Here is a 15,529-nt window from a genome sequence, read left to right as displayed (position 1 = left end):
TCTTCGAAAAGCCGACAGCGTGATCGTCGCGCTCCCATGTAGAATTCATCCCATAGCGAATCTCTTCAGGCTTGCGAGAAGATTGCGCCATCAAAATCCGGGATCAAACAGCTAGAATTCATCATGGGAATGTGTGCTGATGTTCGCATACTGCCGGGAAAATCGGGCAGCGTCGCACAACTAGTGACGCGATTCGTCCCGTTTTATTCTACTATAACGTGTGGCACGAAGCGCGACAGGTTGGCCGTTATGCGCGAGCGGTCTTCGCGCACGGCAAGGCCGCAGGCGCGATCGCCGACGACCCAGCTGCCGAGCACGGCGAAGCCGCCATCGCTTTCGAAAAGCGGGGCATACGCCTGGACAATGAAGCCTTCGTCGCCGTAATCGCCGGGAGCGGAAATCAATTCCCGGCCATCTCTGAATATTGTGACGTTTTCGCCTTCCCGTGACAGCAGCGGTTTGCGCACATAGTCGGTCAAGGCCGAGGCTGCCGGGTCGTCCGCGAAATAGCTGGGCAGGAGGTTGGGGTGATTGGGGTGGCGTTGCCAGAGCAGAGGCAGAAGCCCTTTGTTGGAGAGGACGGCTTTCCAGGCGGGCTCGATGAAAACATCGCCCGAGCGCACCAGTTCGCGGGCGAACGGCTCGCGCAGCATGAATTCCCATGGGTATAGTTTGAAGCACCGGTCGATTACTCGATCCTTGAGGTCAGTGTAGCGGCCCTGCGCATCGATGCCGATCTCGCGCATGTCCATAAGCTCGACGCGATGGCCGGCCTGCACGGCACAATCCATCAGGTAAACCGTCGTGCCTCGATCCTCCTCATTGTCGGTCATCGCCGCGAAGTGGAAGATCGGCTCTTTGGAAAATTGCCCGAACGCCTCGACGAGGCTTTCCTGCAAGGAATTGTACTGGTCCGCATCCTTGGGCAGGACACCCAAAGCCATCTGGTCGGTCAGCCAATTGAACTGGAAATAGGCTGTCTCGAACACCGAAGTCGGCGTATCGGCATTGTATTCGAGCAGTTTGGCCGGCCCGGTACCGTCGTAAGCGAGATCGAATCGGCCATAGAGATGCCTGTCGCGGCGCTGCCAGGATCGCTGCACCACATCGCGCAGGTCCTCCGGAATGGCCAGCCTGTCGAGTGACTCTTCGCTGCTGACGATATCACCGACCATATCCATGCACATGTCGTGCAGTTCCTGGCTCGGCTCTTCGATCTGCATCTCGATCTCATCGAGCGTGAAGGTATAGGCGGCATCGTCGAGCCAATAGGGCTCGCCGTACATAACATGAAAGCCGAAACCTACGGCGCGCGCCTTGTCACGCCAGTCGGGACGCGCCGGAAGAGTGATGCGCTTCATATCAGCCGCCGAAACTGAAGGATGAACGGCCACCGAAGCCTTGACGGGCGACGGTGCGGGTATTGACGTTGACCGGCTTGACACTCTGGCGCGAGGGCGCAAGCGTCGTGTCACTGCGCGTGCCGCCTGAGCGAACCGTCGTTGTTACTGTCTGCCCCGAGCGATTGCGATAAATCGGCGTCGAACCGTAGTAGTTGCCGCTCTCCTCCTGGCGCCGACGATAAACGTTGTAGTCGCCAATGTTGTTCAGTGCCGAAGACAGCATGTAGCCTGCCAGGAACGGCACAAAGAAGCTGCCGCTTCCGCCGGTATTGTTAGGTGAAGCATTGGCCGACTGTTCAGTGCATTGGCCCGAACCGTACTCGGCCTCGCACGCGGCCATGCCGTTGAAACGCGGCGCGTTGGCGAGATGAGCCCGCATGGCATCCTGATATCCGGCCTGACAGACCTGCCGGTCCATGCCGGATTCCACGCATTGGTCGACGGAGGTGAACATTGTTTCCGAAGGCGTCTGGTCGCCGCAACCGGATAACGCCAAGGTTGAGGCGGCGATGGTGCCAAGGGCCAGGAAGGGTCGTTTGTGCCCGCTCTTGCGTCTGCGCATCTTTCCCTCCCCTCAATAGGTCATGCAGGCGGCATTGAGAATACCGATGACCAGTGCGATGCCGCCGCCCCATATGCCCGCGGCGATATTGCCGGCCGTGATCTTCTTATGCAGGTCCGTCATAGTGAAATTCGCGATGTAGTAAGCGAGGATCTGCGCCAGGATGCCGATCACCGCCCATATGATGTAGTCGACGACGCTGACCGAATTGGCTGCGGCCGAAGCGAGAGGCAGGCTGAAACCGACAAGCGCTCCCAGGAATGCGGTAACGGCCGCAAGATTGCCGGCGCGAATGAGCTGGACTTCCTCTTGCGGCGTCAACCATGTGTAAATCACCGAAAAAACGGCAAAGGCGGCAAGACCGATGGCAAAATAACCAAGGAATGCGGGCAGACCCGCCACGTAATCGAGCATTGAAAAAGTTCTCCGTTGTAAATTGATGGCTCTATCAGACGCGGCGAACATCGGGTGGAGTGAGTCCGTAGCCGATCAGAAATTCCACTGAGCTTCCCGCCTGGCTCTGCATGAGATCGAGGTCGCGTTCGACATTGATCAGAAGCATTTCGCGCGTCGATCCAAGCGGGCGATAATACAACATGCAGGTCTGGTGAATGGAGCGCTGCTCTTCACCATCGTCAACTTTTTCGACAAACTCCGCCAGCGGCGCGCGCTCCGGACCTTCTCCCCAGAAGCGACTATAGAGGATACCGTCGGCATCGTAGGATGGCTGGCCGATCAGGCCTTCCGGGCCGGTCCAGCGGTTCCATTCGCTCTGCCCGGCAGGCACGACGCTGTCCCAAGGCTGATAAAAGCTGATGTCGTCAACGGCATCACCCGGCCGGCCCGAGGTCGACATCACCTGAATCATCCGGTGATCTTCATCGTAGTAACGCGACAGAACCGTCGCGGCATCGAGCGAAACCTCACCGTAGCCGGCAATGATGAAGGGGCCGCTCCGTGGCAGTGGCATGGCCGGCTCACCACCCAAGGCTTCGGCCTCGAGGGAGAGGAAATCGATCTCCAATGCGCCGCCGATGGCAGCACTCAAGGGGCCAAGTTCTTTGGGCAAGGGCCTTTCGTTCTTGTCTCCGCTGAACCAGCCGATCATGATACGCCTCCCATTCGAGCCCAAGCGATGGCAGCGGGATCTAGCCGCATTCCGCTGATATAGTAAAGGGTTTCGCCGCCCCGCATCAGCACCTCGTCTCGACAATTGAGGTCGGTAATACCCTGGCTCAGCAAGCCCACCAGCGTCACATTGTGCTCACGCTTGAGGCTTAAAAACACGTCCCCATAGAGCAGCGGCGTTTGCAAAGGCGGTACTGGTAGGGAAAAGGCCGTGTCGGTGGAGGCGGCCGACAGCAGCCGTGCGGTGATTTCCGAAGAGCCCGGATCACGGGCGGCACGCGACAGCAGCTCCTCGGCGAGCGACCCCACCGCCTCGACGCGGGGCCGGAGTTGTTTGACCATCTGTGCCGTGCGGTCGTCGGTGAAATAAGCTACGATATGCGCATTGGGTGCATGGTCTTCGGCAATCAGGACCGCGGCCAGCGTCTCGTCGTCATTTGCTCCGCGCGCGATGATCGCCCGCGCCTGCCCCGCTCCGGCTCGCACCAGAGCATCGGCATCAGAAAGCCTTTCGGTTCTGATATAGTCGGCGCAGTCGCTGGCGGGATTTTCCAACAGGTCCTTGGCAACCAGAACGCTCATTGGTTCGTTGGCCTGTCGTTCGGCATGCAGCAGCCGGAGCGTCTGATATGTCTGCCCCTCCTGCCAGCCCAGGATAATGATGTGGCCGGTGCGTTCGCTGTAGTCGCCTAAGCCGCGCATACGATTCCTCCAGATCGTGCCGATCGTTGTCAACAATTTGCCAAGAACAGCGGTGAAGATGGCGATGCCACCGGGAAGAACGAACAGGACGGCAATGATCCGGCCAAGCCCAGATTTTGGGGACAGATCGCCATAGCCGACAGTCGTTGCTGTAACCATATAGTAGTAAAGAAAATCGATCGGACTGCCGACAAGATCGCCTTCGCCCGCCAGCGTAAAGAGCAGGTAGGATGCGACCAGATGGATCACGAGGATAAGAAAAAGGGCTGACCAAGCCAATTCGCTGAGCGAGAGATATACACGCCGCAGTATTGAAGCGATAAATGGCACGCGATTCGTCCCCGTTCCCCGTGCGTAACCTAGCGAAATTTATTTAGCACGCCACCTTTAAGTGGCATTTCGACTACCCAGATATTTTTTCGACGTTCTAATCGATGGAGGACTTTTTTGGAGACCTGGAACCTCACCACCTTAACGCGCCTGTTCGCCGCCGATCCCGAGGCACTCGGCGATGTGGATGTCGCCGTACCCGAGCAGGGCGACGTCCTATGTGTCACTCTTAAGGAAAAAGGCGATCTCGACGTCTTCGTGGCGGTGAGCGGGGAGCGCGATATCCTGGTCAGCGCCGTTCTGGTGCCCTGCAAGGACATACCCAATCGCGAAGCCTTCGAACGCATGGTGCTCAAGACGCACAAGTTCGTGCCGCTCTCCAGTTTCGGCATTACCGCGATCGACGGTGAGGAATGGTATGAATTGTTCGGCTCGCTTTCAGCACGCTCGTCTGCCGACACGGTGGTTGAAGAGGTCGCAATTCTGGCGGCCAATGCCGTCGATGCGGCACATATGATCGAAGAATGGAAAAGTGGGGAGATTGCAGCGTGAGCACCTGGGGAAAGATTTTCACTGCCATTCGCGGCGGCATTAACGAGGCAGCGGAAGCTGCCGCCGACAGCCAGTCCATTCGCATTCTTGACCAGGAAATCCGCGACGCCGAACAGTCGCTGCGGCGGGCGCGATCCGACCTGGCCGGCATCATGGCGTCCAACAAGAGCGTTATGCGCCGACTTGAAGAAAATCGCGCGAAGGAGACCAAGGATACCGACAGCGCCCGCGCCGCGATTTCCGCGGGCCGCACGGATCTCGCTCAGGGCCTTGCCCAGCGCATCGCCACGACCCGTACCGAAGTGCAGCGCGACCAGGAAGAACTCGATCGGCTGCTGCCCCGCCAGCAACAGATGCTGCGCACGATCCAGGACACCGAAGCACGCATTGCCCAGATGAAGCGCGAGGTGGAGAACGTCAAAGCCAACGAGTCACTGCTGCGCGCGCAGTCGGCGATCGCCCATAACCAGTCGGGCATCAATACCCGTCTCGGCAGCGCCGTCGAAAGTCTCGAACGCATCAAGAAACGTCAGGAAATCACTGCTGGCCGCATCGAAGCCGGTGCTGAACTGGCCGCACTGGAAAACGGCGGGGATCTCGATCGTCAACTGCGCGAAGCCGGCATTGGCGGCTCGAGCCATTCGGCCGACGATATTCTTGCGCAACTGATGCTGCCCAGGCAGTCGGCCGAGCCCGTCCTGCTGCCGGCGCCCACCAGCACCAAGGTCTGACAATCGTCAGCGAGTGGCAGCCCTGGCTGCTGCTCGCTAGGGATTCCGCTTTTGGCCGCTTTGTGATCCAAGATGCTGGCTGGAGTGGAGGCCAGCATCAAATGGCACGACGTCATCTCAAATCATCTTCGTGAGCATATTGTTGACGCAATCGCTGCAGGCCGGTGCCGGCGCGGTTTGGTATTGCGGTATCTTCAGCGGTGGAGTGACCTCGGCGTTATCGTTCGAGTGGATCTGTCGTGCCTGGGAAGATGGGCGGCCACCGCAAGCGGGTTCTGGAGTCATATCGGACGGTTCGTGGGACGGATCAACTAGGCGCCGCATCTGTCACTGCACCGGTTGAAGGAAGAGGTGCCGCGCGAGAGGTGAAGGTATCACGGATACGGCATGACAGTTCCTGCGGCGTGAGGGATTGCGCTTCCAAAAAAACACTGTTCGCCCCCCCTGTGCAGGTACGCGCGATGTCGCGCGGCGCCGACACCTTTCCATTGACGATTGACCGCGCCGAGAACATCGTCATAATAATTTTTGCACACGTGCTCAATTTTGTCATTCGGCCGTTACGTTCGCCCCCTAGAGCGGGATACGCCACGTTTTCGTGGGGTTATCGGAACGGCCGTCACCACCAGTGATGACCCGTCAAGAGGCCTCACACTGCTCTTCTGGGGAGATGAAGAAAATGACTCTTTTGCCGACACTGAAATCCCTTACCGTCGCCGCCGCAATCCTGGCTTCGACTTCGGCTCTCGCGCTTGCCAAGGACGTTCACATCAGCGTCTGGGCCGGCGGTACCGGCCCGAACGACGTCTATCGCCTCGATGCCATCGAGATCGCAGCCCAGCAGCTCCAGCGCGAAGCTGCGCTGAAGGGCGAAGACCTGAAGATCACCGTCGAGAAGAAGCCCTATTCGGCCTGGGAGGACTTCAAGCAGGCGCTGACCCTTGCTGCGGAAGCCAAGACCGCCCCGAACATCGTCGTCAGCGGCCATGAAGACATCGCGCCCTGGTCCCAGGCCGGCCTCATCGTTCCGATCGAGGATTACGTCGATCTCGACTCCTGGCCGCTCAGCGACATCTATGAAAATCTGTTGAAGATCGCCTCCTATAACGGCACCGTCTACGGCATTCCGCAGGATGCCGAATCCCGGCCGATGTTCTTCTGGAAGCCTTACATGAAGGCGATCGGCTACAGCGATGCCGATCTCGATGCCTTGCCGCAGAGTGTCCAGGACGGCAAATACACGATGAAGAACCTGCTCGAAGACGCCAAGAAGATGCAGGACAAGGGCCTCGTCCAGCCCGGCTACGGCTTCTATCCGCGCACCAGCAACGGCCCTGACTACTGGCAGTTCTACACGTCCTTCGGCGGCACGATGGAAGAAGACGGCAAGCTCGTCTTCGACAAGGCGGCGATGACCCGTACCTATCAGTTCTTCGCCGATGCCGTTTCGACCGGCGTTACCAAGAAGAACCATATCGGCATGCCGGGCGACCAGTGGTGGAAGGAAGTTTCCACGGGCAAGGCCGGCATCTGGGACGCGGGCACCTGGCACTATGCCCGCATGGTCAATCAGGAAGGGCTGAAGGACTTCTTCGGCAATATCGTTTTCACGCTGATCCCGGCCGGCGAAGGCGGCAAGGCCAACACGCTGACCCACCCGCTCGTCTACCTCCTTACCGCAGGTCACGACCAGGAAGACACCGAGATCGCCGCCCAGCTGGTCAAGATCGCCTCCGAGCCACGCACCAACGCGCTGCATGCGGTCAAATCAGCCCATCTCGGCATCTCCAAGTCGGAATCCACCGTCGATTTCTACGCGGCCGACCGCTGGACCCGCGAAGCCACCGAGCGCCTGCTGCCACATGCCAATGCGATGCCGAATAATTCCGATTTCGGCAAATATTGGAACATCATGTGGAAGAACCTCGAAGCATCCTGGACCGGCGCCAAGACCGTAGACGCCGCGGTCAGTGATGCTGAGGGCGAGCTGAAGAGCACGCTCGGCGACAAGATCGTCATCCGCTAAGATCGAAGCACTCTTCCGGGCGGCGGCCACCGCCGCCTGGTCGGTCCGCGATAAGAGGCATCCATGAAATCGTCCAGAACGCTCGGACTGGTGATGATCGCGCCTGCGGCGATCATGATTGTCCTGTTCTTCCTGATGCCCGTGGTTCTGACGGCGGTCTTCTCGATGACCAACATGACGACCGCGACCGGCATATCAGGCGGTGTCTACCAGATCGCGCCCAACTCCCTGATCGCGCTGAAATCGGCGATGCCCGACATCGCCGCCGAGATGGCCGAACCGCGCTACACGATCGACGAGGCGGGCCTCACGGCCGTCGAGAGCCTCGGGATAGCGCCGGGGATTGCCGCGGAATTGCGCGCCAAACATATAGGCGAGGTCTTCCCGGCACGCCGAGACGTCGAGCGCATGATCAAGGATCTCGCCGAGCGACCTTCGACACGCGAGGTCAAGCAGATCTCCGAACAGTTCAACCGCTCCGTCCTCAACACCCGTTTCGACAGCAAGAACCAGCTCTTCTCCGCTCTCGATATGCTTGGTTTCAAGCTGACGCCGGAGCAGAAGGAAACCGTCGCCAAGACCACCTATACCGGCTGGACCTGGACGACCGACAATTTCTCACGCATGGCCAACTCGCCCGACATGGCGCGTGTGCTTTTCAATACCGTGCTCTACGTCGCGCTGGTGCTGATGCTCTTCAATGTCGGTTATGCGCTGCTGCTCGCCATCTGGACACATTACATGCCGCCGACGCCAGCCTCGATCTTTCGCGGCATCTGGCTCCTGCCGCGCATCACGCCTGTCGTCATCTATGTCATGCTGTGGAAGTGGCTCGCCTGGGACAGCGGCTTCATTTCGATCCTGATGGGCAAGTTCGGCTACCCCCCGAAGAACTACCTGCTCGATACCGCTTATAATGCCTGGTTCTTCGTCGTGCTGATCAACGGCTTCATCGGCGCCTCGATGGGCATGCTGGTGTTCTCGTCGGCGATGAAGGCCATCCCGAAGAGCCAGTTCTATGCGAGCGAGGTCGACGGCGCCTCGCGCTGGCAGCAGATCCGTTACATCATCCTGCCGCAGATGCGCTGGCCGATCCTCTTCGTCACCTGCTATCAGACCCTGTCGCTGCTTGCCTCCTTCAATGAAATCCTGCTCGCCACTAATGGCGGGCCGGGCAACGCGACCGAGGTCTGGGCTCTCTCCGCCTATCACACCGCGCTCAGGAACTATGCCGGCAATCTCGAATACGGGCTGGGTGCCGCCATGGCGCTGGTGCTCGTCGTCATCGGCGTGACGCTGTCGCTTCTTTATCTGCGCGTCTTCAACTACGGCACGCTTGTCGCCAAGCCCCTGATCGAGGATTGACCATGGCCGAACGCTCGCAGCCCTCGGCAAATTACCGCAGCTGGCCTGTCCTAACGGCACTGACCATCGTCAGTCTGCCGCTGCTCCTGATGTATGTCTATCTCTTCCTCGACACCGTGACGGTGAAGCAGCCGGATGCCTTGCTGCCCTCCGGCTTGACGCTCAACCACTGGCGCTTCCTGTGGCAGACGACGGCGGGCAAGGCGAACATCTGGCAGGTGACGCTGAACACGTTGCTGTTTTCGGCCTGCACCACAAGCCTGGTGCTCATCGTCTCGTCGATGGCAGGTTACGTGCTGTCGCGGCTCAATGTCCCTGCGCGCGGCTTCTTTCTTGCCGGTGTCATGGTGCTGCACGCTTTTCCGTCGGTCACGCTCATCATCGCCATCTTCATCGTGCTGCAGATGATCGGTCTCTACAATTCATTGATCGGCGTGATCCTAGTGAAAGCGGCGATCGATCTGCCGCTCGGTATCTGGTTGATGAAGGGCTTCTACGACACGGTGCCCTGGGAAATCGAAATGGCCGGCGTCGTCGACGGCGCTTCGCGGTTCCGGGTCTGGCGCAGCCTCGTGCTGCCGCAGGTCAAACCCGGCATCATGGCGCTCGGCCTTTTCTCCTTCCTCTCCGGCTGGGGCGAGTTCATCCTGCCGCAGGTGCTGGCGCCGGGCAATCAGGTGCAGGTGCTGTCGGTCTATCTCGCCGGCTTCCTTGCCGACGACAACAATTACGATTTCAACATGTTCAAGGCGGTTGGCCTCTTCTACCTCATTCCGGTGCTGATCGCCTACGCACTCTTCAACAAATACCTCATGAACATCTACGGCGGCGGGAGCAAAGGCTGATGCGCATCCTCCTCGACAATTTCTCGAAGAGCTTCGGCTCCACCAAGGTCATCGAGAACATGAAACTCGAAGTCGGCAGCGGCGAGATGCTGGCGCTGCTCGGCCCCTCCGGCTGCGGCAAGTCGACGACGTTGTTTGCCGTCTGCGGCATCCACCGGCCGACTGGCGGCCGCATCCTCTTCGGCGATCGCGATGTAACCGACCTGCCGAGCCAAATGCGCAATGTCGGTGTGGTCTTCCAATCCTACGCGCTCTATCCGCACATGACGGTTGCCGAAAACATCGGCTTTCCGCTGAAGGTAAAGGGCATCAATGCGGCCAATATCCGCAAGGAAGTGGAGCGCATTTCCGGCCTCGTGCAGATCGGCAATCTCATGGAGCGCCGACCGGCACAGCTTTCCGGCGGCCAGCAGCAACGTGTGGCCCTTGCCCGCGCGCTGATCCGCAAGCCGGATGTGCTGCTGCTCGACGAGCCTCTCGCCAATCTCGATGCCAAGCTCCGCCTCGAAATGCGCTCGGAAATTCGCCGCATCCAACGCGAGACAGGCATCACTGCGATCCTCGTTACCCATGATCAGGTGGAGGCGATGAGCATGTGCGACCGCATCGCCATCATGAAGGAAGGCGAGATCGTGCAGATCGCTACGCCGTCCGAAATGTATAGTGATCCACGCACCGCCTTCGTCGCCGGTTTCCTCGGCAATCCGCCGATCACCTTCCTGCGCGGCGTCATGAAGGACGGCACCTTTGCCATGCCTGAAAGCGAGATCCGCGTGCCGGTTTCGGTCCAGGCTGCCGAGGGCAGCAAGCTGACGCTCGGCGTGCGCCCTGAACATTTCAATCCGGCCGGCGATATCGCCGTGCCCGGCAAGGTTACTTTCGCCGAAACGCAGGGCCGTGAGAACCTTTACGACGTACGGCTTGCCGGCGGCTCGCTGCTGCGTTCCATCCAGCCGGTCCGCAATGACATCACCGTCGGTGATGAGGTGAGGTGGGCGATCGACAGCAAGGGCGTGTTCGTCTTCGACGAAGAAGGCCGGAGGCTCTGAGCGATGCGTGACTTCTCGACTTTCTTCGAACGCTACGGTTGGCCCTCGAACAAGGGATATCTGCCTTTCTGCATCGGCCATCGCGGCGCGAGCGGCCATGAGCGGGAAAATACGCTCGAAGCCTTCCATCGGGCTGCTGAACTTGGCGCGGAAATGTGGGAACTCGACACACAGATCACCGAGGACGGCGTGGTCGTGGTCTCCCACGACGACCATCTGGAGCGTGTCTTCGGCATCGACCGACGCATTTCCGAGATGACGGCCGCCGAACTTGCTGTCCTCGAAGGCGTCAATGTTCCGACCTTCGAGGCGGTCGCAGCTCTCGGCCGGCGGACCAATACGGGACTTTACATCGAGCTTAAGGCGCCGGGCACGGGGCTTCTGTGCTGGAAGCACCTTCACGAAAAGAACCAGCGCTTCGCCTGCCTCGGCTCCTTCGATACGGCACAGGTGCGCGAGCTTCGCGATGCCGGTTGCGACTATCCGCTCTCGGTGTTGATCCGCGTCGGACACGATCCGCATGCGGCGGGCGACGAGGCCGGTGCCGATATCCTGCATCTCTGCTGGGAGCGGGCCGGCGAACGGCCGCAGGATCTCGTGACTGACGAGCTGATGCAGCGGGCTTTCGGCGAAGGCCGTGAGATCGTGCTGTGGCATGAGGAACGGCCGGCCATTCTTTCCGACATCACAAAGCTTCCGGTGCTCGGCATCTGTACGGACCTGCCCGATCTGATGCGCCCGGCCGCTGGGAGTGAAAGACATGGCAGACAAGGATAACAAGGGGCCGAGAAAGGTCACCTCCTTCGACGTTGCGCGTGTGGCAGGCGTCTCGCGTGCCGCCGTTTCGCGCGCCTTCACGCCGGATGCGAGCGTTTCGCCGAAGACGCGCGAAAAGGTCTATCAGGCGGCGAAGGATCTCGGCTATCGGGTGAACTATCTTGCCCGCAGCCTGACCAACAAGCGCTCCGATCTCGTCGGTGTTGTCGCCGCCGGTCTCGACAATCCGTTCCGTACGCTGCAGATCGAGCATCTGGCACGTGTTCTGCTCGCCCGCAATTTTCGTCCGATCCTGTTGCCGACCTCAAAGGAAGCCGACACCTCTGCTGTCATCGGCCAGCTGCTGCACTATGCCGTCTCGGGCGTCATCGTCACGTCGGACGCACCGCCGACGGAAATCTGCGAGCAATGCGCTGCCGAAGGCGTACCGATCGTGCTGATCAACAAGGGCGATGATATTCCCTTCGTCGATCGCATCATCTCCGACGATCGCATGGCCGGGCATCTTGCCGCCACGCATCTCATCGAAAGCGGCGTCAAGGCGCCGGCGGTCATGGCCGCGCCCGCAATCTCCTATACGGCCAGGCGACGCAGCGAAGCCTTTATGATGACCTGCCGTCAACGCGGCCTCGATCCACGCATGGTGGAGCTGAAGGTCAACGACTATCGGAACGGTTATGACGCAGCTGCCGGTCTTGCCTCGCTCGGCATCGACGGCCTGTTCTGCGCCAATGACTACATGGCTTGCGGCGTGGTCGACCGGATGATGAGGGAGCACGGCCGCGAGGAGCAGCCACCGATCCGCATCATCGGCCATGATGATATTCCCCAGGCAAGCTGGGCGGCTTACGACCTCACGACCATCCGCCAGCCGTGCGATTTCCAGGCTGAACAAACGGTCAATCTGCTGATGTCCAGGATAGCCGAACCGGATATGACCGCCCGCGTCGAATTTACCCCGGTGACGCTGATCAAAAGAAGGACTGCTTGATGAATTCCGCATTCGATGCCTCTGCTCTGACCGCGCGGGCGGAGGTCGCAATCGACGTGGCCCGCAACGTTGGACGCGAGGCTGCGAGCTTCCGGCGTGAAGGAAAGCCGGGCGCGCTCAACGTCCAGAATAAGGGATTGCAGGATTTCGTCACTATCGCAGATAGGCAGGCAGAGCAGGCGATCCGCGAGGGACTGCTCGCGCGCTTCCCTGAGGATACCTTCATGGGCGAGGAAACCGGCGGTGAGTCCGGCTTGGCAGGCACCTGGGTCGTCGATCCCATCGACGGGACGACCAATTATATCCGTGGCTTCCGCCACTGGGGTGTTTCCATCGCCTTCGTCGTCGATGGCAAGGTGGAGATCGGCGTGGTCTATGATGCGGCCAATGATCAGGTCTTTTCCGCTATCCGCGGCTGCGGCGCCTTCAAGGAGGGCGAGCCGATCCATGCCGCCCCGACCACCGATCCTGCCAATGCGATCGTCGTGCTCGGTCATTCGCGCAAGACGAGCTTTGACGACTATGCGGCGCTCTCCAAGCGGCTTTACGAACGTGGCATGGATTATCGCCGCATGGGAGCAGCGGCAGTCGATCTCGTGCGGGTGGCGGAAGGTGTTTCCGACCTCTTTTACGAACGGCATCTGAATGCCTGGGATATGCTCGCCGGTGCGCTGATCGCCGCCGAGGCTGGAGCGAAAGTCGCCATTCCACCAGTCGATAGATTGCTGGAGGATGGCGGCCCTGTCATCGCCCATTCGCCTGGATTGGCAGAAGAATTCGCTTTCCTCGTCGAGTTCGAGGGATTGGCGGGCTGATCAGCCCGCCATGCGCTTCAGCCATGCCCGTTCGGTCGCAGGGGCTTCGTCCGTGGTGATCTGATCGGGCTTCAGCGCCACCAGTGTTGAGAAATTCGCCCATTCGGCATCGCTGAAACCGCCGTCGGGATCCTTCAGCGTGAAGGTCCAGGCATCGACGAGTTTGCCTTCGCTGTGGCAGAGTGCGATCATATCGAGGCCTGCTTTTGCCGCATCGAGCAGCATCGGCCAGTAAAGATAGATTGTTTCCGGCTCCGTCGGGCCGCGCAGATCGGCAAGCAGCTCCTTTTCAACTGCTATCCACCCTTCGGTTCTGTAGATGTCGCCGAGCTTGTCGCTGGGGTCGATACCACGGCGCAGATGCGGCAGCTTCTCCTTGACGGCCAGGATCAGGTCCAGACTGCCTGCACTGACGATGACGGAGGCGGAAATCTTCTGCAGGTGTTCGGCCAGATGGGCGATCCCCTTTTCGCCGATCACCTCGTAATCGTCCTTCATGTCGAACTGCAGCAACGCGTCCGGATGGGCCGATTGCAGCATGGCCGCCAGATCCTCACTGTAGAGGAGCGGGCGATTGCCGTCCTTCATGCGCAGGTCGCTCAGATCCGCGAGGCTGTTTTGGGTAATGAGACCGTGCCCGGTCGTCTCGCCTTCCAGGTCCTTGTCATGCAGCACGACAAAACCGCCATCGGCGCGCACCCGAAGATCGAGCTCCATCGACGCACCAGCCTTGAAGCCTTCGGCCATCACCTCAGCCGAAAACAGCGGATCGGCCATACGCCGGCGCAACCGGTGCCATTTCAGCAGGGTCGCATGGTTCTCAAACTCGATCCGAAGTCCGCGTGCGTCTGCCATTCCGTCATCCTCGGCATGTCTTTTATTTTCCCTTCGTGCATCGGAAAGGCTCGATTCTCAAGAGGTGCCAGAAGATTGGCGCTACGGTGAGAGGAGGCCTTTTTCGCAAGCCAATCTTCCGGCGGTCTCTCCGTGCACCGCGGCTCAGCAAAATAGAGCACTATTTTATAGACAATATATCTCTGCGAGGCTTTTCCGGAGCCAGGAGCAAGAGGTTTTCGAAGTACGGGCGAGGATTTCGAAAACCGTCTGCACAGTCTGCGGGAGGAATGGCAGCCAACGCCGCTCTCCTGGTATTAAGGATCAGCCGCTATAGGCTCTGACAACTGCCTCCGACGCGGCGCCGAGATCCGCCGGCAAACCGGCTTGACGCAGGGCTTCGCCATAGGCCACGACATTTGCAAGCACGGTCTGGAACGTCGCTCGTCGGCCTGTGTGGTTCAATCGTATGAGATGCGACAGGCCGGTGCCGACACCGGCCGTCAGGTCGACACCCAGTCCCGCAGCAAAGCGGATGACCGATGTGGGCTCCACGCCTGTCGGTGTGGACATCGTTGTCACCAGGTTTGACGCCTGTTTGGCAGGCACCCAAAGGCTTGCTCCCATCGCTGACAAACCGGCTCGGCTGGCGAAAGCGGCCTTCTCGTGACGAGCGACGGTCTGTTCGATGCCTTCCGCCTCGACCCGGTCGAGTGCCGCCTCCAATGCGAAAAATTCCAACGGCGCGGGCGTTCCGGGCAAAGCGCTGCGGCCGCCATCCACCCAGGCTCTCAGGTCGGCGAGTGACAGGATGGAGTTGCGCGGCGCATCGTCATGCATGATCAGCTCCCAGGCTCGCGGGCTGACCGACAGGGCAGAAACGCCAGCAGGTCCGCCAAGCGCCTTCTGCGCGCCGATGACGGCAAGATCGATGCCCAATCCGGCGACATCGAGCGCATGACCGCCAACGGACGCTACGGCATCGACCACCGTTACGACGCCACGTGTCCGCGCCAGCGCGACGATTTTGGGCAGTGGATTGAGGATGCCGCTTGCCGATTCCGCGTGGACGAGCGCCAGCACACGGACACCGGGATTGGCTTCCAGCGCAGCGGTAATCGCTTCGACCTCGATGGGCAGGCCGGGTCGGGCGACGATGTCGATGACGTCAGCGTCGCCACGCCGCAGCCACTGCCCGAACCAGCCGCCATAGGAACTGGTGACGATGTTCAGCGCCGCAAGACCGGGTCTGGCAAGGCTGGTCGCAACGGCCTCAAGCGCCACCACCGCCTCGGCCTGCACCAGCAGCACGTCGTTATCCGTCTTCAGGATTGCGCCGATGCGGCGGGCAAGAATGGCGTAACGTTCTGCCGGATAGGCCGGCGCGCCGTAGAGCGGGTTCCAAGCTTCGGTCATAGG

General features: G+C 60.3%; 16 protein-coding genes and 1 pseudogene. 10 read left to right on the top strand and 7 right to left on the bottom strand.

The genetic code is table 11. The features are described from left to right. Nucleotides 1-203 precede the first annotated feature (203 nt). The 5 genes from FHT82_RS17540 to FHT82_RS17520 are packed head-to-tail and all read right to left on the bottom strand — an operon-like array spanning nucleotide 204 to nucleotide 4,125. Nucleotides 204-1,361 carry a glutathionylspermidine synthase family protein gene (locus tag FHT82_RS17540; RefSeq protein ID WP_183733431.1) on the bottom strand — a complete coding sequence of 386 codons (1,158 nt, stop codon included), beginning with the start codon at nucleotides 1,359-1,361 and terminating at the stop codon, nucleotides 204-206. Nucleotide 1,362: 1 nt separating this feature from the next. Then, nucleotides 1,363-1,965, bottom strand: coding sequence for a DUF1190 domain-containing protein (locus FHT82_RS17535; protein ID WP_183733428.1), 603 nt, complete (start codon nucleotides 1,963-1,965; stop codon nucleotides 1,363-1,365). Nucleotides 1,966-1,977: 12 nt separating this feature from the next. Beyond that, nucleotides 1,978-2,379, bottom strand: coding sequence for a DUF350 domain-containing protein (locus tag FHT82_RS17530; protein ID WP_183733425.1), 402 nt, complete (start codon nucleotides 2,377-2,379; stop codon nucleotides 1,978-1,980). Nucleotides 2,380-2,413: 34 nt separating this feature from the next. Continuing rightward, nucleotides 2,414-3,073 carry a DUF2491 family protein gene (locus FHT82_RS17525; protein WP_183733422.1) on the bottom strand — a complete coding sequence of 220 codons (660 nt, stop codon included), beginning with the start codon at nucleotides 3,071-3,073 and terminating at the stop codon, nucleotides 2,414-2,416. Continuing rightward, nucleotides 3,070-4,125 carry an ion channel gene (locus tag FHT82_RS17520; RefSeq protein WP_183733419.1) on the bottom strand — a complete coding sequence of 352 codons (1,056 nt, stop codon included), beginning with the start codon at nucleotides 4,123-4,125 and terminating at the stop codon, nucleotides 3,070-3,072. The genes FHT82_RS17525 and FHT82_RS17520 overlap by 4 nt, the downstream gene beginning before the upstream one ends. A gap of 117 nt (nucleotides 4,126-4,242) precedes the next feature. Between FHT82_RS17520 and FHT82_RS17515 the strand changes: the two genes are divergently transcribed. The 10 genes and pseudogenes from FHT82_RS17515 to FHT82_RS17475 all read left to right on the top strand — a co-directional run bounded on the left by FHT82_RS17515 (nucleotide 4,243) and on the right by FHT82_RS17475 (nucleotide 13,276). Then, entirely contained in the window at nucleotides 4,243-4,677 is a 435-nt protein-coding gene (locus FHT82_RS17515) for a YjfI family protein (RefSeq protein WP_183733416.1), read from the top strand. Further along, on the top strand, nucleotides 4,674-5,408 hold the full coding sequence (locus FHT82_RS17510) for a PspA/IM30 family protein (RefSeq protein ID WP_183733413.1): 735 nt from the start codon (nucleotides 4,674-4,676) through the stop codon (nucleotides 5,406-5,408). Before FHT82_RS17515 ends, FHT82_RS17510 begins: the two co-directional genes overlap by 4 nt. Nucleotides 5,409-5,480: 72 nt before the next feature. Continuing rightward, a pseudogene (locus tag FHT82_RS30395) lies at nucleotides 5,481-5,796 on the top strand (hypothetical protein); the annotation flags it as partial. 291 nt (nucleotides 5,797-6,087) lie between these two features. After that, the gene (locus tag FHT82_RS17505; RefSeq protein ID WP_183733410.1) at nucleotides 6,088-7,434 is read left to right on the top strand and encodes an extracellular solute-binding protein; all 1,347 of its coding nucleotides are present in this window, start codon (nucleotides 6,088-6,090) and stop codon (nucleotides 7,432-7,434) included. A 63-nt stretch (nucleotides 7,435-7,497) separates the two neighbouring features. Further along, entirely contained in the window at nucleotides 7,498-8,799 is a 1,302-nt protein-coding gene (locus FHT82_RS17500; protein WP_183733407.1) for a sugar ABC transporter permease, read from the top strand. A 2-nt stretch (nucleotides 8,800-8,801) separates the two neighbouring features. After that, a complete protein-coding gene (locus tag FHT82_RS17495; RefSeq protein WP_183733403.1) occupies nucleotides 8,802-9,644 on the top strand; it encodes a carbohydrate ABC transporter permease in 843 nt (280 codons plus the stop codon). Beyond that, nucleotides 9,644-10,693 carry an ABC transporter ATP-binding protein gene (locus tag FHT82_RS17490; RefSeq protein ID WP_183733400.1) on the top strand — a complete coding sequence of 350 codons (1,050 nt, stop codon included), beginning with the start codon at nucleotides 9,644-9,646 and terminating at the stop codon, nucleotides 10,691-10,693. Before FHT82_RS17495 ends, FHT82_RS17490 begins: the two co-directional genes overlap by 1 nt. 3 nt (nucleotides 10,694-10,696) lie before the next feature. Next, nucleotides 10,697-11,470: a glycerophosphodiester phosphodiesterase gene (locus tag FHT82_RS17485; RefSeq protein WP_183733398.1), complete on the top strand. Its 774-nt coding sequence runs from the start codon at nucleotides 10,697-10,699 to the stop codon at nucleotides 11,468-11,470. Then, complete coding sequence (locus FHT82_RS17480) at nucleotides 11,454-12,461, top strand: LacI family DNA-binding transcriptional regulator (protein ID WP_183733395.1); 1,008 nt, start codon at nucleotides 11,454-11,456, stop codon at nucleotides 12,459-12,461. Before FHT82_RS17485 ends, FHT82_RS17480 begins: the two co-directional genes overlap by 17 nt. Then, entirely contained in the window at nucleotides 12,461-13,276 is an 816-nt protein-coding gene (locus tag FHT82_RS17475; protein ID WP_183733392.1) for an inositol monophosphatase family protein, read from the top strand. Before FHT82_RS17480 ends, FHT82_RS17475 begins: the two co-directional genes overlap by 1 nt. On the opposite strand, the gene FHT82_RS17470 is transcribed toward FHT82_RS17475, so the two are convergent. Both FHT82_RS17470 and FHT82_RS17465 read right to left on the bottom strand, forming a co-directional pair. Then, complete coding sequence (locus FHT82_RS17470; RefSeq protein WP_183733389.1) at nucleotides 13,277-14,131, bottom strand: glycerophosphodiester phosphodiesterase family protein; 855 nt, start codon at nucleotides 14,129-14,131, stop codon at nucleotides 13,277-13,279. It lies immediately after the preceding gene. A 303-nt stretch (nucleotides 14,132-14,434) separates the two neighbouring features. Then, nucleotides 14,435-15,526 (bottom strand): aminotransferase class V-fold PLP-dependent enzyme, encoded by a 1,092-nt coding sequence (locus FHT82_RS17465; protein WP_183733386.1) that lies wholly within the window; start codon nucleotides 15,524-15,526, stop codon nucleotides 14,435-14,437. Nucleotides 15,527-15,529 lie beyond the last annotated feature (3 nt).

Source organism: Rhizobium sp. BK275, from assembly GCF_014193555.1.
Classification (GTDB): domain Bacteria; phylum Pseudomonadota; class Alphaproteobacteria; order Rhizobiales; family Rhizobiaceae; genus Rhizobium.
This window is presented reverse-complemented; position numbering and strand designations above follow the sequence as displayed.